We start from the raw sequence: 18,545 nt of genomic DNA, 5'->3' as shown, positions 1-18,545 counted from the left end.
ATGTCAGTCGCTATCACGCCCACGGGTAAAAAAAACCGTTTCCTGGCTGCGGTGCATCCCTCTGTGAATGCACCGCTACCAGCGTGGCCCCTGCTCACCCTCTTTTATGGTTTGCCCGTTATCTGGGCTCTGGGTCTATTACAGTTCGCCCCCACCATCTTGTCAACGGTCATGATTATTTGCATGGTCATGCGACGCAATGTGCTGGTGCACTCCACCTTATGGCTCTGGTTTGCCCTCATGTTCTGGGGTGTGGTTTGCCTCGTTTCGATTGATAATGCTTCAGAATTCCTGGGTTGGTTTCAGCGATATATGAATATTTTCAATGTGGGGATCTACGCTCTCTACTATTTCAACGCGCGGGAACGTATACCCCACCGGTGGCTTCTAGGCGGCTTACTCAGCGTCTGGATCACAATGGTGATACTTGGGTACCTAGCACTTATATTCCCTGAGTTTCGTCTGCGTACGCCCATGAGCTTTATCATGCCCGGCGGTCTGCTTAACAATGAGATGGTGCGCACCTATGTTTACCCCGCGATGGCAGAGGTACAAAGGCCCTGGGGCGTGGAGGTGCCCTATTACCGCCCCTCTGCGCCCTTTAATTACGCAAACTCCTGGGGTCTGGCGTATGCCTTGTTGACCCCTGTGGTTTTTGGAGTGATGGCAGGCGTAAAGTCAAACAAGATCAAGCTTTTTTTGGGTATCGCCGTCGTGCTTTCTTTAGTACCGGCTGTAGCGACCTCCAACAGAGGTATGTTCATCGGGCTTGGTGCTTCTTGCGCCTACGTTTTGATGAGGCTGCTCTTTAAGGGTGACTGGCGGGCGGTAGGTATCGGCGCACTCCTACTGGTAGGAACGGTCACCTACCTGACAGTCTCAGGTGCCGTTGAAGAGATTCTGGGGCGTCAGGAGTACTCTGACTCCACAGGCGGTAGAGCCTCCCTATACGAGCTCACTTTTGCCTACACGTTACGTTCGCCCTTCGTTGGCTACGGGACATCCCAGAGGTCAGAAAGCGTGGGTGTTTCAATGGGAAGCCAGGGACAAATCTGGGTCCTCATGTTCTGCTTCGGTTTTGTAGGCCTAGGGCTTTTCTTGACCTACTTTATTTCCGTATTAATTAACACCTGGCATATCGCTTCTCACACCGGTCTATGGGTTCACTCTGTGATTGTGTCGGCCTTAGCAGTAGTAACTTTCTACTCTTTTGACGTTATTCAGCTCTCTGTTTTGATGTTGTGTGCTGCGCTGATGATGCGATCTCGAACGTACGGGGAGGGTCTCTAGTGGCTCGTTCCTTAGCTAAGAGCGGGGCTTTTTCAACCCTTTACGTCATATACGGTTCTGCTGCTGCATTTATAGCTACACTCATCGTGTCTAACGGTGCTGGGGCTGCAGGCGCTGGCGCTTTCTTTCAGGTCATGGCGCTTTTCGCTATGGGTACTTCCTTGTGTGTCTTTGGTGCCGATACCGGACTGGTGCGCACCATGAGCGCGCAACGGGCCGTTGGACGCTATTCTGCACTGCCACGACTCATCCGTTTTGCTGTGGGACCTTCAACGTTTATCGCTCTGGCGGTGGTTGCTGCTGCGCTCATCTACGCGCTACCTGCCATCACTCCACAGCTTGAACCAGAGATCCGATTAGCAATCTTTGTCTCGGCACCCTTTCTGTTGATTGCAGCTTGGATGACATTGGCTTTCGGAGCGCTCCGTGGCTTAGGTCAAACCGTTGAATTTACTTTCTTGCAAAGCGCTGTTCTACCGACCCTGCGCATTCTCGCAGTACTTCTTGCAGTTAGCTTTTCAGGGGCGGTAGTTTACCTGGCGCTAGCGTGGTCACTTCCTATCTTGCTCGTTCTCTTGTTGGCTGTGCTCTGGGTCAAGAAATATATGCCATCTGAGCCTGACTTGCCGCATTATCTCCCGCGTCACCTAGCTGTGGTTTCGGTTCCTCAGGCTTCAGTAGCTGCACCTGAATCGGCGAAAAGCTTCTGGTCTTTCAGCTCTGCTCGCGGCGTCTCAGCTATGGTTGAAGCTACCCTTGAATGGATTGATGTATTGCTTATCGGCGTCTTTTTGGGACCGGTTGCAAGCGGGGTCTACGGAGCCGTTAACCGGTGCGTGCGCGTTGGGGCTATGGTGGAGCACACAGCGCGTGTGGTGACCGGGCCAGAAATTTCTGCAGCCATTGCGCGAGCTGACACGGTTCGTGCGCGTCAGATTTTTGTTTCTGCCACTCGTATTCTCATTGCAGTTGGCTGGCCCTTTTTCATTACCCTGGCCATCTTTGGGGAAACTCTGCTCCGCTTTTTCGGCGAAGAATTTACGGTCGGCGCACCTCTCTTTTGGATCATCTGCTCAGCCATGCTGCTGCAGATGGCTGCCGGAGGTGTGCAAAGCGTGCTCCTTATGAGCGGTAAGAGCAGGTGGCAGCTTTATAACAAGCTGTCAGCCCTAGTCGTTGCTGTAGCTCTCAATCTCACCCTGATTCCCGTATGGGGGCTAAAAGGCGCGGCGACGGCCTGGGCGGCTGCGGTGCTCGTTGACTGTGGAATGGCGACATACCAGGTGTACACCAAAGTCGGTATTAGACCACGGCCCGCCGAGATACTACCCATTGTCGCTATTGCAGCCCTGCTACCGGGGTTAGGCGGAGCGCTTAGTGTGCTGCTGTGGGGGCAGAGTCTCACAGCTCTACTGGTTTACGCAGCCGTTATCATTCCAACGTATCTCTTAATGCTATACCGCTTTAGAACAGCGGTTGGCCTCGAAAAACTCTCACATCACTCACTCGCAAATTTGGCCGCTAGGTCAAAACTAGGGAAGGAACATACACCCATGGAGCGAAATAAACGCCCACGCAACGACCAGCAGACACCACCCATTACCTTAGGCACCGCTGTTCGCCGTATTATGCGTCAAAAATTCATTATCTTACTGTTTGTACTTATCTTTGCTGCTTTGGGAGCCTTAGCAGGCGCCATGTTCCCGGAGCGTTACGAGGCCAAAGCTGTCATCAATGTGGTTCAGCCCAGCAGCGGCACCTCCTTGAGGTCAGCGCTCAATTCCGTTGATATGGACACCGAAGAGGCTATTGCTGGCTCACGCACCGTCCTTCAGGCAGCGGCAGATGACCTCGGAATGGACGTCAGGGACCTTATGGACACCCTCGATGTTGCCGGGCACTCCAACAGCACCATCTTAGATATCGTGGTCACTGCTGATACTCCTGAGGATGCAGCCAATGCAGCTAACACTGTCGCTCAGGCTTACCTTGATCACAGCAAGGGCACCTTACAAGCTGAGCTAGACGAGCTGCGGAACAAGGTTAACTCTGTAGCCGATGATATGACCAAACAGGTCGTGGACGAAGCAGTGCTGAACGTTGTAACTACCTCAACTGACAGCGGCAGCATCATTTCGGAGGCCCAGCCGCCTCAGGAGTCCGCTTCCTTCAGTATGGCTCAGACCATTTTTATCGGTGCAGCTACCGGTCTTTTACTGGGTATTCTCTTTGCTTACATCGCTGATCGCACTGCACGCGGTCTCGGCTACCCTCAGCGTCTTTCTGAAATTTCAGGCTCAGAGGTTTCTCTGGTGGCCGATGGTGAAGAACGTGAATCTGCTCAGCACCTTCTGCGCCGAATCGGTGCGCCCGAGGGCGATCTTGCCAAGGCTGGTCTGGGGGGAATCACGATTTACTCCCCTACCCCCGGTGTCGCTACCTCCCTGGCTCATACTCTGCAGGGTGTATTGGCAACCAACACTTCATTTATGGATGCTACAACGTTTGATAGCATCGCACCCTCAGCTATGAGTACCCAGCTTCAGCAGAACTCACCGGTTCTGGTAGAAACTGCATCTACCACTTCATTTGCCCAGGTGTTGTTAGCCGCCGATAGCACTGGCGTGTTGTTGCTGCCGTTTACTGCTAAGAGCCAGCGCAGCAGCGTCAGCCGCCTCTTTGACGAGCTGACTCCCTCAGCTGGTACCCAGGTCATCCCTGTTTACTACGCTTCCTCTGCCAAACTCTAGAAGTAAGTAAAGTACGCTCATGAAAGTGCTCCTCACCGCTAGCGCCGGCGGGCATCTTGCCCAGCTCATCGCTCTTGATAAATTTTGGAAAGACCATGACCGCGCCTGGGCTACCTTCGACCTTCCCGAAGTACGCTCAGCTCTCGAAGGTGAACGCACCTACTGGGTGCACTTCCCTACCACCCGCAACATCCCTAATGCTGTACGTAATATAGGGGTCGCCTGGCGCGTTCTTCGCAAAGAACGCCCTGACGCCATCATTTCCACCGGTGCCGCTGTAGCTGTTCCTTTCTTCATCATCGCCAAGATACTGGGGATTAGAACAGTCTTTATTGAGGCCTACGACCGGATCACTATGCCGACCATGACCGGGCGTATGTGCTACCCCATGAGCGATCTCTTTGTGGTGCAGTGGGATGAGCAGAAGAAGGCATTCCCCGAAGCCGTTAATATCGGCCATATTCTCTAAATACTGGAGTCGAACATGACCGCTAAGAATTATGATCTTATGGTGTCATTAGGCACCGACTACCACCACTTTGACCGTTTGGTGAGCTGGGTGGATACCTACCTAGCCGAGCATCCTGATGTTAGTTGCCTGGTACAACACGGTTTCACAGCCGCACCCCAGCAGGCTGAAGCCGTCGAGCGTATACCTCGCGCTGAACTCCTCGAGCTTTATCGAGCAGCGAAGGTGGTGCTGGTTCAGGGCGGCCCTGGTTCAATCCTGGATGCCCGGGAAGTAGGTGCAATTCCTCTAGCTGTTCCTCGACGCACTGAGCTGGATGAAGTGGTAGATAACCACCAGGTAGAGTTCTCCCGGGTCATGGAGGAGCACGGTGAAACCATCGTTGTCACCAGCGCTGAAGACCTAGCTCGTAGGCTAGATGCTGCCTTAGCTAATCCAGAGTCCCTTCAGGGCACCTTGAGGGTTCCGGGTAATAATGAAGCTGCAGATAAGCTGAGCAACCAGCTATTGACTCTGGAGCATCAGCACCACAGTTTTATCCGGCGTGCACGGCAGATTGTGAGCGGTCTAAAAAATAAATAAGATCCTTGACCTGTGAATGAGTGAAGTATGGGGCGCCCCTTCTCAGAGAAGGGGCGCACTCATACTTTAAAGGAAGAAAACCGTGCCTTTACGGTGCCAGCGCACGTAGAATGAACAGGACACTTCAGTAAGGCCTTTGAAAGGGGCACCATCATGGCTGTTCAGAGCACCACCATTATCAACGCACCGATTGACCAGGTAGCACGGGCTTTCGCTGACGAAAACTTTGCACGCTTTTCCAGTGAAAAGGTGCGGGTCACTCTCGAATCTTTCTCTGTAGAAGGCGACCATACCGGCGCTTTTACAGCAACCACTGTTCGCGGTATCCCCGCTGACCGTATTCCTGATATGGCGAAGAAAATCCCCGGTGTGGGCAGCGGTATCACCATGACTCAGGTCGATCGTGTCTCAGCACCCGCTGCAGACGGCTCGCGCACTGTAGATTCAGAGGTTTCGGTCAGGGGTGTGCCCGTCACCGGTACCGCGCAGCAGAAACTGATTTCCGAAGGTGATCGCACTACTGCCACTGTGAACGGCGAAGTGAAGTGCTCCATCCCCCTGGTTGGCAAGAAAATTGCGGCCGCCGCTGAGCCTCAGATTGGCCGTGTTTTCTCAGCCCTTGGATCAAGTGCTGAAGAGTTTATCAAAAATAACTACTAAGCTTTCTCTGATGATCAAAGAACCCGGTCAACATTTGATGTTGACCGGGTTCTTTTGATAAGGCTGAGAGTGTTAAAGCTCTGTTAGGCAGCTGCAGAGGTAAGTGCGGCTAAAGCAGCGCGTAGCTTGGTGCTGGAGGTGTGAGCGGTGTAAGGGAAGTACACGACATCAACACCAACCTGAGCGAAGCGGTTCTCAAGATCGATTCCACGGGGAGTGCCCTTCCAGTCATCACCCTTGAAGAAGGTATTGAAACGCACCTGTTCCCAGGTTTCCAGCTTGTCGACAACGGTTTCGGCGCGTACTTCATCAACATAATCAATGTGGGAAACGATTTCCATACGTTCAGCCAGAGGCACGATAGGCTTGCGCCCCTTGGTGAGTTCCAGCATTTCATCTGAAACAACGCCTGCGATGAGGTAATCGCAGTTCTTTTTAGCTTCACGGAGCACGTTAAGGTGCCCTACGTGAAAGAGGTCAAAAGCGCCTGCGGCGTAACCGATGTTCATTAATCCCCTAAGATATTGGTCTTCACGGTGCGAGCGCGAAGTATTTTGGTCTTCTTCAACGGTACGTTAAAGGGAAGGTTAGTGGGTAGTAAGAAGAGCCAGCTTTTTGGGGGACATCGCAGGTCAGAGCTTGTTTTAGGCAACAAAAAACCCTGCCAGCGTCGGGAGTGAAGGCAGGGTTTTTAGCAGTCTGGTTAGGTGCTATGCAGATGCTTCCTTAGCGGCCTCTTCAGCAGCGACCCAAGAGAGCATAGCGCATTTCACACGCGCCACGAACCGAGAGACACCAGCGAAGGCAGCTGCGTCCCCCAGCACTTCTTCATCAGGTTCTACGGTGCCGCGTGAGCGTAGCATTTCGCGGAAGTCATTGACCAGAGCTTGGAACTGCTGAGTTGTCATGCCGGGTGCCATCTCCGAGAGGACGGAGGCTGCCGCCATCGAGATGGAGCAGCCGTCCCCCTCCCAAGAAATAGACTCGATGACCTCTTCTTGGTTTTTGAGGATGACCCTCAGGTTGATTTCATCGCCGCAGGTGGGGTTGTACTGGTGGTTGCTGGCGGCACGCTTCCCTTCAGCTTCGATCAAACCTTCGCCGGTACGCTGCTTGGAGTGCTCGAGAATAATTTGTTGGTAGAGCTGTTCAAGGCCGCTCATTGATTCTCCTGTGTTGGTATGGGTTTAGAAATTAGGGGTATCAGCTGGCGCTCTAACCCCGGTTTTGTCTTTAGTAGCCGAAGTATGCACGCACGGTTGATAGCTGGTCCACGAACCGTTCAACATCTTCGGTGGTGTTGTAGATGTAGGCACTAGCTCGTGTTGAGGCGGTTAGCCCCAGGGCACGGTGTAGGGGCTGAGCGCAGTGGTGACCTACCCTGACCGCAATGCCTTTTTCATCGAGGAGCTGGCCTACGTCGTGGGGGTGTACACCCTCAACGTGGAAGGCGGCAAGACCTGCACGTGGCTGACCTGCGGCAGCGCCGATAAGCCGAATGCCGGGAATTTCAGCGATGCCCTCTGCCAAGAGTTGGCCAAGGTGTGCCTCCCAGGCGTGGACCTGATCCATACCCAAGTGCTCCAGGTAGCGCACAGCTGCTGCCCAAGCTACCGCCTGGGATACCCGCTGGGTTCCGGCCTCGAACTTAATGGGAGCAGGCATCCATTGGGCTTCGTTCATGGTCACTTTGGTAATCATGGACCCACCGGTCAGGAAGGGAGGCATAGCCTCCAAAAGCTCATTTCTGCCATAGAGCGCTCCGATGCCCGTGGGGGCTAGCATCTTATGGGCTGAGAAAGCTGCGAAGTCTACGCCCAGTTTTTTGACATCCACCGGCATGTGAGGCACCGACTGGCAGGCGTCCAGCACAGTGATTGCACCGACTTTACGAGCCAGGGAGACCAGGAGTTCAACATCGGTCACCGAACCGGCGACATTTGAGACGTGGGTAAAGGTCAGCACGCGGGTGCGGTCACTGACGATGGTCTGCGCAGCCTCATAGTCGATGAGACCCTCATCGGTCACGGGGATGTACCGTAGAGTGGCTCCTGTACGCTCAGCCAGAATCTGCCAGGGAATGATGTTAGCGTGGTGCTCTTGCTCGGTGGTAACGATTTCATCGCCCTCCCCCAGAGCGAATCTGGCAGAGTCGTGGCCGCCAATCCCCTGTGAGGCGTTGGCGAAGCTGTAGGTCAGCAGGTTGAGAGCTTCTGTGGCGTTAGAAGTCCAGACAAGCTCTGTCTCTGCGGCATTGATGAAACCTGCTACGGTACGGCGGGCGTCCTCAAAGGCATCTGTTGCATCAACAGCGAGGGTGTGCGCTCCACGGTGAACTGCGGAGTTAGCCCCGAGGTAGTACTCACGCTCGGCGTCCAGCACTTGCAGAGGGTTCTGGCTGGTGGCACCGGTATCAAGGTAGGTGAGAGCATTCCCGTTCACGGTGCGGTCTAGGATGGGGAAGTCTTTGCGGAGTTCGCGCACCAAATCGTCGGTGAGCGGTGCGCCGGGTGAGGTACGGTATTCGATTGCCACGTGTCTGCCCTTTCTATGGCTCTGCCTCTATAACGGCATACTTTTATAGCCTATTCCTCAGCTGAGAAAAATGGTAGTTAGGTGCGGCTTTCTGGGGAAAGGAGTAGGGAACCTTAAGCTCCATGGAATTTCTGCTGGGCGTCTAAGAGCCCCTGCTTAATCAGCATTTCAACTGCGTCAGCGGCAGCAGAAACCAGGAACGGCAACTCCTTAGCTTCACTTGAGCTAAAGGGCTTAAGCACAAAATCAGACACCTGCATGCGTCCCGGGGGGCGCCCGATACCTGCACGCACCCTGTAGTAGTCTTTTGTCCCCAGGGCTTTGGTCATATCGCGTAAACCATTATGCCCGCCTTCTCCCCCACCAATTTTGAGTTTGATGGTATTGAAGGGGATATCTAATTCATCGTGGACAGCAATAATATGATCAGAGTCGATACCGTAGAACTGGGCAAGGGCAGAAACCGGCCCTCCAGAAACATTCATATAGGTTAGAGGCTTAGCCAAAACTACCTTGGGCCCACCCATTCCCAAGCGCCCCTCAAGGACCTGCGCACGAGCTCGCCCGTGTTTTCTAAAGTTACCGCCCACCGTACGGGCTAGTTCATCAACCGCCATCTGACCAATGTTGTGACGAGTCTTTTCATATTCAGACCCCGGATTACCAAGCCCTACAATCAACCAGGTATCAGCCACTATAACGCCCTCTTTCGGCTCAAGAAGTTTTCTCAAAAAAATCGTGGTTCTCTCAACATATCAATGCCCGCGCACTGTACATTTTAGGTGCAAGTGCGCGGGCATTGACAGGTACCTGCGGTTTAGAGTGCCGGCAGGTGACTCATAGCTTTAGTGCTTTGAGTTATCTGAATAGTTGGCTTCGCCAACCTGATTTGATTATTCGGCAGCCTCAACGATGTCGCCCTCAGGAGCGTTTCCGCCTTCTTCACCGGCTTCGGGAAGATCGATTTCTTCGGGCTCTGAGATGTTGACGATCAGCAGTTCAGCGTCTGCAACGAGAGTTACGTCTGCGGGCAGTTCAACGTCTGATGCCAGAACGTGTGCGCCTACTTCGCGACCTTCGATGTTAACGGTGATTGACTCGGGTGCCTTGATGGCATCCGCTTCAACCAGAAGAACGGTTTCTTCCTGGTTAGCTACGGCACCAACTGCGGGCTCGCCCTCAACGTGCAGGGGAACCTCGATTTCGACGCGCTCGCCGCGCTTAACAATCAGAAGGTCCATGTGCTGGATTTCGGGGCGGATGGGGTGACGCTGGATGTCCTTGATCATAGCCAGAACGCTGGTTCCTTCGATATCCAAATCGAAGATAGCGTTGGGGGTACGAGCTGCGAGGGTGGTCTGGTGACCGGGCAGAACTACGTGCTTGGGGTCTTCGCCGTGACCGTAGATGACGGCGGGGATGTCGCCTGCCATGCGGATACGACGTGCGTAACCCTTACCGAAGTCATCACGGACGTTAGCTGAAATTTTTTCTGCACTTGACATGTGTGCATTCCTTTCGCTGGTTAGAGGTTGATGCGCCAAGTTATATAAGTGAACTGGCGCTAGAAATCGTTTTCTAACCAGCCACCGTCAGTTACGGACCTACCGGAGTTTCCCACCGGCATTCCACTGCCTTGGCTTGTTGCCGATGAAGACAACCCTCCAATTATTGCAGACCGCTACCGGTAAACACAATCACTGAGCGCCTTATGAGATACGTGCAACAGATACCAGATGCTCCATACGACGAGCAACGGTATCTTGGTACAGGTTCTTACGCATAAAATCACGTGCGGCTCGGGCTTTAGCTTCTACTTCATCCGGGTTATGAGCAAGTTCATTAATGCAACGGGCTAGTTCTTTCACGTCCCCTGACGGGACCGTCCATGCAGCCCCCTGCAGGCGCAAGAAGTCTGATGTCTCATTAGAAAAAGCCACCACCGGCACCCCTTGCCCCAGCGCCTCATAATAGGTCATGGAGGGATCACCCTGAGGGTGCGGAAAAACCATGAGATCTACATTTTCTTGCACGAACGGCTCCCACTCAGAGGAATAGCCCATAAACCCCTTATACACCAGATTAGGCGCAGCCTCATCAAGGACCTTCTGGCGATCCTCCCCATCCCCCATCACATAGAAGGTGATACTTGGATCCAGCCGGTAAAGCTCATGGGAAAGCTCCGCCATGTACCGAGAACCTTTGATCGGTACGATTCGACCTGAAAAACTTACTGAAAATTTGCTCTGTGGGCTTTTTTTGTGTTGGCTATCGTGATGTACCGATTCAACTCTATGATCATAAAAAGTTAAAGAATTATTGCTGTATTTTCCGTAGGTTGCCGACGCCGCTTCTCCGTTGCACTGTAGCCCGACGGCTCTCTTAAATACTCTTCGAGCTGCCAGCTCCTGACGCCACATCCCAATATTCACCCTCATACGGCTGATATATGACATCTTTCCCGCAGTTTCGATGGAATAGATTGTTTTTCTAACAGAAGGGGGGTTCTCTACTAGATATACGACCTTATGCCCAAGGTCTACAAAGTCAGCAGTATCTTGTTTATAAAGCACTAGAACAACAGCAGACTTATGCAGGGACTCAAGGTATTTTCTTGCCGGATATTTCCTTAAGCCGATTTGATCAGAGGTAAAGGGGAAAAGAGAAGCTACATCCCCTGGCCCGCTTGCAACCTGCACCCTGCCGAGTGCTACTACAGAAAACGTGAAATCCTGATGGCAGCTATCAAGGTACTGTTTGTATTTTCTGTATCCCAGATAGCTACGTTCCGGCAGATAATATATTCCCGCCCGTTCGATGACTACACCAGGATCAACAACTACGATATGGTTGATCTTCTCGTCTTGCATTTCACACCCCCTTAGATGAATTTGATAATAAGTATAGAACTGACCGGCTCACAGGTTTTAGCTGTGAGCCGGTCATTTTATCGCTACCTACGTGTTAGCTGAGATAGGCTGATAAAGCATCCTGGTAGGAACGAGGTTCAAAGCCTGTTCCAATAATTTTTGATAAATCCATGGCGGAATTTGTGGGTCGGGGGGCAAAGATTTCAGCTTTGGCAAAATACTGCTCTGTTGTCACCGGGGTGACCCAATCTGGGCTGTGGCCAGTTGCCTTGAAAACAGTTTTTGCGAGATCAGCCCAGGTGATGACATCGCCTGTGTTGGACACATGGTAGGTGCCGTACTCGCAGCCTGCTTCGACCAGGTGCAGAATAGCGCCGGCCAGATCCTCGGAGAAGGTGGGGCGTCCATGTTGATCAGCTACCACCGTGGGTTCTACGCCGCGCTCAGCCAGGGACTTCATGATTTCAACAAAATTCTTGCCGTCTCCCATAACCCAGGAGGTACGCACAATATAGTGCCGAGCTACGCTGCGAGCCGCCATTTCACCGGCGGCCTTAGACTGACCGTAAACGCTCAGAGGTGCTACCGGCGCATCTACCGTGTACTCCTGCCCCAGGGGCAAACTGCCATCAAAAACATAGTCGGTAGAAACATGCACCAGTGGGATGCCAGCCCCATCAGCAATTCGAGCCAGAGCAGCCACACCGGTAGCATTAGCGGCCCAGGCCTGCGCTCTGCCCTGCTCAGTTTCAGCGGTATCCACAGCGGTATAAGCTGCTGCGTTAATGATGCCCCGCAGTGAACGCCAACGGTAGGCGTCAGCCCAGGTGCTTGGTTCTGCCAAATCAATCTGTTCTCGGGTTGCCGCAATGTAGGGAGTACCCGTAGCCTCAAGCCGTTGTACGAGTTCACTCCCCAGCTGACCGTTAGCGCCGACCACCAGCAGAGGTGCTGGTTGCAGGGGTTCTACATCTGCAAGACGTGGGTGAGCCCTGTCCTTCTCCGACAGTTCTGCTTTCTCCAGAGAGATAGGCCAGGGCACCGCCACCGTTTCATCCGCTAGGTTGAGAAACTTATAGCCGTCCACAGCATCTGCTGACCAATGATCATTTACCAGATAGGTATAGGCCGTGTTGTCCTCAAGTGTTTGAAATGAATTACCTACACCTCGGGGCACAAAGACCGCGGTGTCTGGGCCCAGTTCGACGGTTACAGTAGCACCGAAGGAATCCCCAGCGCGCAAGTCAACCCAGGCGCCAAAAATGCGACCTGTCGCCACAGAAACATACTTATCCCACGGTTCAGCGTGGATACCGCGAGTAGTTCCGGCAGCGGCGTTAAAGGAAATATTATTCTGCACAGGCGCGAAGTCAGGCAGGCCAGCGGCGACCATCTTCTCACGCTGCCAGTTCTCCTTGAACCAGCCGCGGTTATCACCGTGCTGAGGTATGTCAATAACCAGCAGCCCGGGAATGTCAGTGGTATGAATAGTCAAGCTCTTGGGCATTACTGGCCAACCTTAGCGTATTTAGCCTCGACCTCAGCCTTAAGGGGTTCCCACCAAGCATGGTTATCGGTGTACCAGGCGATGGTGTCCTTGAGGCCAGCTTCAAAGTTAGTGAACTGAGGCTCCCAGCCCAGCTCCGCGCGTAGGCGGCTACCGTCGATGGCATAGCGCAGGTCGTGGCCAGGGCGGTCAACAACATGCTCAAAGGCGTCCTCAGACTGACCCATCAGGCGAAGAATTGAGCGCAGAACAGTGATGTTATTCACTTCCCCATCTGCACCGATAAGGTAAGTTTCGCCAATTTTTCCCTTCTCCAAAATAGTATGCACTGCTGAAGAGTGGTCTGAGGCATGAATCCAGTCGCGTACGTTCAGACCCTCACCGTAGAGCTTGGGCTGGATACCCGCCAAAATATTGGTGATTTGGCGAGGAATGAACTTCTCAATGTGCTGGTAAGGGCCGTAATTGTTGGAGCAGTTAGAAATCGTTGCTTCAATACCGAAAGACCGAACCCATGCGCGTACCAAGAGGTCAGAACCGGCCTTGGTGGAGGAATACGGGGAGGAAGGGTTGTAGGGGGTAGTCTCAGTAAATTTAGCGGGATCATCGAGTTCAAGATCCCCAAAAACCTCATCGGTAGAGATGTGGTGGTAGCGCGTCTTGTTCCGACGGACAGCTTCCAAGAGAGTAAAGGTACCAATAAGGTTGGTGTGAATAAAGGGGGTGGGATCATTCAGGGAGTTATCGTTATGAGACTCCGCTGCGTAATGCACTACTGCATCTGCGGCCTTTACCAGAGGGTCAACGATATCCGTGTCAGCAATATCGCCCTTGACCAACTCAAAACGGTCTGCCGGCAAACCGGCTAAAGACATCTCGTTCGCTGCGTACGTCATCTTATCGAGCACCACTACGCTGTGGTCGGTATTCTCCAACAGGTAGTGCACGAAATTAGAACCAATAAAGCCGGCGCCGCCGGTCACAAGAATTTTACCCATGTAACCAGACTAAGGTACATCATGGTGTTTATTGCTGCGGCTTGGGGGTGAAAACACTGCCATTCATGCCACAATAAAAGGATGAAGGGAATTCTACTCGCGGGTGGCACAGGCTCACGCCTTCACCCCATCACATTAGGCATTAGCAAGCAGCTCACCCCGGTTTATGACAAGCCGATGATTTACTATCCCATCTCAACGCTGATGTTGGCTGGGATTCAAGACATCCTCATCATTACTACCCCGCAGGACCAAGCTCAGTTCCAGCGTTTGCTGGGAGACGGTTCACAGTTCGGCGTTAACTTCTCCTATGTAGTTCAGCCCTCCCCCGATGGACTAGCGCAGGCATTCCTGCTGGGCGAAGAGCACATCGGCCAGGAGTCAGTATCGCTCGTGCTGGGCGACAATATCTTCTATGGCCCAGGTCTAGGTAATCAGTTACGTAAATACAGCGACGTCGACGGTGCCGCGGTCTTTGGCTACCGTGTAGCTGACCCGACCGCCTACGGTGTCGTTGAATTTGATGAAAACTTCAAGGCTATCTCCATCGAAGAGAAGCCTCAGGCACCCAAGAGTGATTACGCTATCCCCGGGCTATATTTCTATGACAACAATGTTGTTGAATACGCCAAGAATATTAAGCCCTCACCTCGCGGTGAACTAGAAATCACCGACCTCAACAGAATCTACCTTGAACAGGGCAAACTGCAGGTTGAGGTTCTACCTCGCGGCACGGCCTGGCTAGATACCGGCACCTTCGATTCTTTAGCAGACGCTTCAAGCTTTATTCGCACCGTGCAGGCCCGGCAGGGTCTATCCATTGGGTCACCCGAAGAAATTGGGTGGCGCATGGGCTGGATTACTGACGAGAAGCTTGAAGAAATGGCGCAACCTCTCATCAAGAGCGGCTATGGCCAGTACTTGCTCAACCTCATGAAGTAAGCATTCGGAGTACTCGTTGCTCCCGGGGGTAAAGGGCGAGAAAAAAGAACCCGCTGTGTTAAACCGTTCACAGACTGAGATCCCTTTCAGTACCCCTGCACTGATAAAATCAATGATTAAACACCCCCCTCACTTACACTAGATATAGGTTTCTATGACCATCCTTGATTTTCTGCGCATGGTGCGTGCCAATCTTAAACTGTTACTCATTGGCTTGCTGGTCGGCGCTCTCATGGGCTTTGGATATTCGCTCCTACAGCCCCGCGTCTACGCTTCATCGTCTACCGGTTTTGTGACGGTGGGCGAAGATAGCGGCATAAACGATGTTATCTCTGGCTCGGTCGCAGCCAAAGAGAAGGCCACTGCCTACCTATCGCTCATTAAAAGCTCAGCTGTCGCTGATGAGATTATTGCTGCAAACCCTGAGATTAACCTTACGAGGGGGGAGATTCAAGAAAGTCTCACCGCAAGCGTGGACTCAAACTCTGCACTCATTAGTGTCTCAGCGACTGCATCCAGCCCCGAAGCAGCTCAGGCTCTTGCCAATAGCTCTCTTGAAGCAGTTGCTAAGGTTGTCAACGACTTGGAGGGATCAAGCTCCGTGAGGGTTATCCCTCTTGAAGATGCAGCTCTTAACCCCTCACCCACTAGCCCTGATACCTCTAAGCTAGTGCTAATCGGAGCGGGCTTGGGTCTCGCTCTGGTGCTGGCTGCTGTGATGCTCCGTCGTACTGTGGATACTAAACTTCGGACGCGAGACGACGCCACGAAAGCGACTGATGCAGGTGTGCTTGGTGTTCTGCCGGTCTCAGATGAACTCAGTGAAGAGAACATTCTCTCCGCTAATAAAGACCACATCTCGCAAGAGGCTATCCGCCAGATGCGCACCAATCTGCGCTTCGTCAACGTGGATAACCCCCCTCGTTCATTTATTATTACCTCCGCAGAACCTGGTGAAGGCAAATCAACTGTCTCCTCTTCGCTTGCGCGCGCTCTGGCAGATGCTGATCAGCCTACCGTTATTATTGATGCTGATTTACGCCGCCCCACCATCGCTAAGAAGTTTAAGGTGGACTCAAAGGTAGGTCTTACCCAGGTATTGGCTGGTCAGGTTGAGCTGGCTGATGCAGTTCAACAGTTTGAGGATACTCAGCTCTTTATTCTTCCTGCAGGTCGCATACCCCCGAACCCTTCAGAGCTGCTGGGCTCAGACAAGATGCGTCAGCTCATCCACGAGCTCTCTCAAGAGTTCACGGTAGTAATTGACGTTCCACCCGTTCTCCCCGTTACCGACGCTTCCTTACTTTCAAACTCTGTAGATGGCGTTGTACTCGTGGGCGCCGTAGGTAAGACTCGCAAAGAAAACCTGGCAGAAGCAGCTAAGAATCTGCGAGCGGTTAACGCCAAGATTCTTGGGCTGGTTATTAACCGGGCACCTCGCACAGGTCTGGGTAACTCCTACTACGGTTTTGCCTACAGCTCTAACGGCGCTTATAACAGTTACTACGGCAAGGACGAACAGTCAAAGAAGGGCAGCAAACGCTCTGCTAAAAAGGCTAAGTCTAAGGCCTAGTACCGTAGTTAGTGCCTGATTTTTTGGGCTCTTGCCTGTTTATGCCAGCTATACTCCCCGAGTAAGCTGGCATAAACTGTATGTACATACTCACCTGTATTTGAACCTCCTAGGCGCTATGTCTCATAACCCTGCTTCTCCAACTTCCCCGGTCATTGATGTACCTTTGCATATTCGAATGCAGTTGTCACACGCTTATTTCCAACACCTTGCCGAGAAGAGTGGCGTAGATATCTTGCATATTAAGGGTTACGCCTTCGCTGAAGAAATCTACCCTCCGGGCAGAAGCAGCACTGACGTGGATATTCTGGTACGCCCAGAGCATCTAGACCGGTTAGTTCAGTCAGCGTTAAAAGACGGGTGGGAGATTAAGGCTCACTTCGAGACAGGGTCTATCTTTGAGCACGCTATGACTCTTTATCACGGTTCGTGGGGTCTGGCAGATATTCATCGTTACTTCCCTGGTATCGGGAACGCTCAGGGTTCCGCCTTCGACACCCTATGGCAACATCGCCGTGTTCGCGAAATCGCTCACTACCCCTGTTTTCTACCGTCCTTAGTTGACTCCAGGATATTTGTTATAGTTCACGCCGCCCGTTCTGCAACTCAGATCAATTCTGACATCGACCATTTGCACAGCTCCTTAACGTCTGCAGACTGGCAAACAATGAGGGATCGCGTGCCTGATTTGGGGGCTGAATTAACTTTCGCCGCAGCGCTTGGTGAGATAGAGCGATTCGATAAGCACCCGGATTATCTTCTATGGAAATCGGTATCAGAGGAGACACCCCTCTATCTTCAGTGGTGGGCACGGTTCAATCATGCTCAAGGTCCAAGGAGAAAAACTAGGGTTCTGCTCAGCATTCTTAGAGTCAACAGAGACCATCTAGCCATGGAGCTAGGACACCAACCGAGCCCTCAGGAAATTCGGGAAAAGTTTTTCAGCCGTTTTCGGGTGTGGGGAAAGTAGGGAAAGTATTATCGTGACAGAAAAACTATACCGCTCCCCGCACACAGCTTTCATCATGGGCTTTGAACGCCCGGAACCTCACGACGATACGTCATATCTTGCTAACCTTCTGACGTCTGAGATTGCTGTGCTCAAAGGCCCGAGCACAGTCATCTGGGAAATTTTAGATCAGCCCGCCAGTACCGAGGAAATTGTTACTGAAATCAGTGATATCTACGGATTGCCGCGCGAGACCATCGCTGAAAGCGTGCTCGTTTTCCTCGATTCTCTTCTCAACCAGGGGCTTCTACACCGTGTGAGTGAATCCTAAGAGGTCTGAACCAAACGAGCTTTCATCTGATGGATAAACCGCTCTTCATTGAACCTCTTAACATGAGCTTTGATGGCCTCTGCAGAATACTGCTGCGAATCTAATTCTTGGACAGCTTTTCTAATATCTTGAACGCTGGGAGTATTAATAAAAGCCCCGTTGATACCTTCAGAAATAGTATCGAGAAAACCCCCAGCTTGTAGTGCGATGGTTGGCTTGCCGAAAGCTCCACCTTCAAGAGGGGTAATACCAAAATCCTCGTGGGACACAGCCAGTAAGGCTGTCGAACCCGCATAGGCGCAGCGCATTTGAGCGTCAGAAATATTGGATACGAAAGCAACATTTGGGGTGCTCATTGATTTGAGCTCATCCAGCATAGGACCGGCCCCCACCACTAATAGCTGGTGGTCAAGACCTGAAAAAGCCTCTACTGCATGCTGAACGTTTTTGTAGGGAAGTAGCCGCGAAACAATCATGAAATAGCCGCGCTCCATGAAATCCTCGAGACCGGCAATCGGCTCTTGTGGCTCCCCGTTCTGCACTGAGTAGGGAGGAAAGATAATATCAGCTCTTTTGCCATAGACATCAAAAATTCGTTGCTGAATGATGCTTGAGTTCGCCACGTAATTAGGCAGTCTCATAGCAGCTGCCCGGTCCCACCTGCGTAGGAAGGGTCTCATTGTCTTAAAAATCCTGGCTAGACCCTTGTTGAGGCGGTTACCTAGATATTGATCGGTAAGGTAGATCCATCGCGCCGGTGAATGGCAGTAGACCAAAGCGTCATGAGGAACGTCGAACCCGTGAGCCCAACCTGTAGTTGATACTACGACCCTGTGAGCATCGACCTTCAAACGGCTGGAAAAGAATGGTAAAAGAGGGAGTGCAAGGCGGTGGTCTTTGCGGAAGATTTTAAAGTGATTCAGAGGTGACGTAATAATCTGGCAGTCTTTAAACTCTGGGTAAGTATTCTCTGGATCGTAGAGGGTTGTGTAAATGGGGGCGTCGGGGAAAGCCTTATGAAGGGCAAGGACCACTCGTTCAGCTCCACCGCGTTGGGTGAGATAATCATGAGCTATAGCAAGAGGGACT

The 18,545-nt window shown here is 52.4% G+C and carries 18 protein-coding genes; 9 read left to right on the top strand and 9 right to left on the bottom strand.

The genetic code is table 11. The annotated features are described in order from the left end of the window. The 5 genes from VVR27_RS03095 (at window position 1) to VVR27_RS03075 (ending at window position 5,751) form a co-directional block, all read left to right on the top strand. Window positions 1–1,290, top strand: coding sequence for an O-antigen ligase family protein (locus VVR27_RS03095; RefSeq protein WP_368547027.1), 1,290 nt, complete (start codon window positions 1–3; stop codon window positions 1,288–1,290). Beyond that, window positions 1,290–4,040 (top strand): polysaccharide biosynthesis C-terminal domain-containing protein, encoded by a 2,751-nt coding sequence (locus VVR27_RS03090; protein WP_368547026.1) that lies wholly within the window; start codon window positions 1,290–1,292, stop codon window positions 4,038–4,040. Before VVR27_RS03095 ends, VVR27_RS03090 begins: the two co-directional genes overlap by 1 nt. A 19-nt stretch (window positions 4,041–4,059) precedes the next feature. Further along, window positions 4,060–4,509, top strand: a complete 450-nt coding sequence (gene pssD / locus VVR27_RS03085) for a PssD/Cps14F family polysaccharide biosynthesis glycosyltransferase (protein WP_368547025.1) — start codon at window positions 4,060–4,062, stop codon at window positions 4,507–4,509. A gap of 15 nt (window positions 4,510–4,524) precedes the next feature. Continuing rightward, window positions 4,525–5,091: a glycosyltransferase gene (locus VVR27_RS03080; protein ID WP_368547024.1), complete on the top strand. Its 567-nt coding sequence runs from the start codon at window positions 4,525–4,527 to the stop codon at window positions 5,089–5,091. Window positions 5,092–5,244: 153 nt separating this feature from the next. Beyond that, entirely contained in the window at window positions 5,245–5,751 is a 507-nt protein-coding gene (locus tag VVR27_RS03075) for a DUF2505 domain-containing protein (RefSeq protein WP_368547023.1), read from the top strand. Window positions 5,752–5,834: 83 nt separating this feature from the next. Here the strand turns inward: VVR27_RS03075 and VVR27_RS03070 are convergent, their stop codons facing one another. The 8 genes from VVR27_RS03070 to rfbB form a co-directional block, all read right to left on the bottom strand. Next, window positions 5,835–6,260, bottom strand: a complete 426-nt coding sequence (locus VVR27_RS03070) for an adenylyltransferase/cytidyltransferase family protein (RefSeq protein WP_368547022.1) — start codon at window positions 6,258–6,260, stop codon at window positions 5,835–5,837. A gap of 201 nt (window positions 6,261–6,461) precedes the next feature. Next, entirely contained in the window at window positions 6,462–6,914 is a 453-nt protein-coding gene (gene sufU / locus VVR27_RS03065; protein ID WP_368547021.1) for a Fe-S cluster assembly sulfur transfer protein SufU, read from the bottom strand. 70 nt (window positions 6,915–6,984) lie between these two features. Next, window positions 6,985–8,286 (bottom strand): SufS family cysteine desulfurase, encoded by a 1,302-nt coding sequence (locus VVR27_RS03060; protein ID WP_409349922.1) that lies wholly within the window; start codon window positions 8,284–8,286, stop codon window positions 6,985–6,987. A 113-nt stretch (window positions 8,287–8,399) separates the two neighbouring features. After that, on the bottom strand, window positions 8,400–8,981 hold the full coding sequence (gene pth, locus VVR27_RS03055) for an aminoacyl-tRNA hydrolase (RefSeq protein ID WP_368547020.1): 582 nt from the start codon (window positions 8,979–8,981) through the stop codon (window positions 8,400–8,402). Window positions 8,982–9,179: 198 nt separating this feature from the next. Continuing rightward, window positions 9,180–9,791 carry a 50S ribosomal protein L25/general stress protein Ctc gene (locus VVR27_RS03050; RefSeq protein ID WP_251380713.1) on the bottom strand — a complete coding sequence of 204 codons (612 nt, stop codon included), beginning with the start codon at window positions 9,789–9,791 and terminating at the stop codon, window positions 9,180–9,182. Window positions 9,792–9,995: 204 nt separating this feature from the next. After that, window positions 9,996–11,156, bottom strand: a complete 1,161-nt coding sequence (locus VVR27_RS03045; RefSeq protein WP_368547019.1) for a glycosyltransferase — start codon at window positions 11,154–11,156, stop codon at window positions 9,996–9,998. Window positions 11,157–11,250: 94 nt separating this feature from the next. Beyond that, on the bottom strand, window positions 11,251–12,663 hold the full coding sequence (gene rfbD, locus VVR27_RS03040) for a dTDP-4-dehydrorhamnose reductase (RefSeq protein WP_368547018.1): 1,413 nt from the start codon (window positions 12,661–12,663) through the stop codon (window positions 11,251–11,253). After that, window positions 12,663–13,661: a dTDP-glucose 4,6-dehydratase gene (gene rfbB / locus VVR27_RS03035; protein WP_368547017.1), complete on the bottom strand. Its 999-nt coding sequence runs from the start codon at window positions 13,659–13,661 to the stop codon at window positions 12,663–12,665. Before rfbB ends, rfbD begins: the two co-directional genes overlap by 1 nt. 81 nt (window positions 13,662–13,742) lie before the next feature. Here rfbB and rfbA point away from each other — a divergent pair, with 81 nt between their 5' ends. The 4 genes from rfbA to VVR27_RS03015 all read left to right on the top strand — a co-directional run bounded on the left by rfbA (window position 13,743) and on the right by VVR27_RS03015 (window position 17,456). Continuing rightward, the gene (gene rfbA, locus VVR27_RS03030; protein ID WP_345446108.1) at window positions 13,743–14,603 is read left to right on the top strand and encodes a glucose-1-phosphate thymidylyltransferase RfbA; all 861 of its coding nucleotides are present in this window, start codon (window positions 13,743–13,745) and stop codon (window positions 14,601–14,603) included. Window positions 14,604–14,757: 154 nt separating this feature from the next. Next, window positions 14,758–16,176, top strand: coding sequence for a polysaccharide biosynthesis tyrosine autokinase (locus VVR27_RS03025; RefSeq protein WP_368547016.1), 1,419 nt, complete (start codon window positions 14,758–14,760; stop codon window positions 16,174–16,176). 118 nt (window positions 16,177–16,294) lie between these two features. Continuing rightward, a complete protein-coding gene (locus VVR27_RS03020; protein ID WP_368547015.1) occupies window positions 16,295–17,146 on the top strand; it encodes a nucleotidyltransferase family protein in 852 nt (283 codons plus the stop codon). 13 nt (window positions 17,147–17,159) lie between these two features. Beyond that, on the top strand, window positions 17,160–17,456 hold the full coding sequence (locus tag VVR27_RS03015; RefSeq protein ID WP_368547014.1) for a PqqD family protein: 297 nt from the start codon (window positions 17,160–17,162) through the stop codon (window positions 17,454–17,456). On the opposite strand, the gene VVR27_RS03010 is transcribed toward VVR27_RS03015, so the two are convergent. Beyond that, complete coding sequence (locus VVR27_RS03010) at window positions 17,453–18,490, bottom strand: glycosyltransferase (RefSeq protein WP_368547013.1); 1,038 nt, start codon at window positions 18,488–18,490, stop codon at window positions 17,453–17,455. The genes VVR27_RS03015 and VVR27_RS03010 overlap by 4 nt on opposite strands. Window positions 18,491–18,545 lie beyond the last annotated feature (55 nt).

The sequence above is a fragment of the Rothia sp. LK2492 genome (genome assembly GCF_040946345.1).
Taxonomy (GTDB): Bacteria; Actinomycetota; Actinomycetes; order Actinomycetales; family Micrococcaceae; genus Rothia; species Rothia endophytica.
The sequence above is the reverse complement of the archived record's forward strand: the minus strand, read 5'-3'. Positions and strand labels throughout refer to the sequence as shown.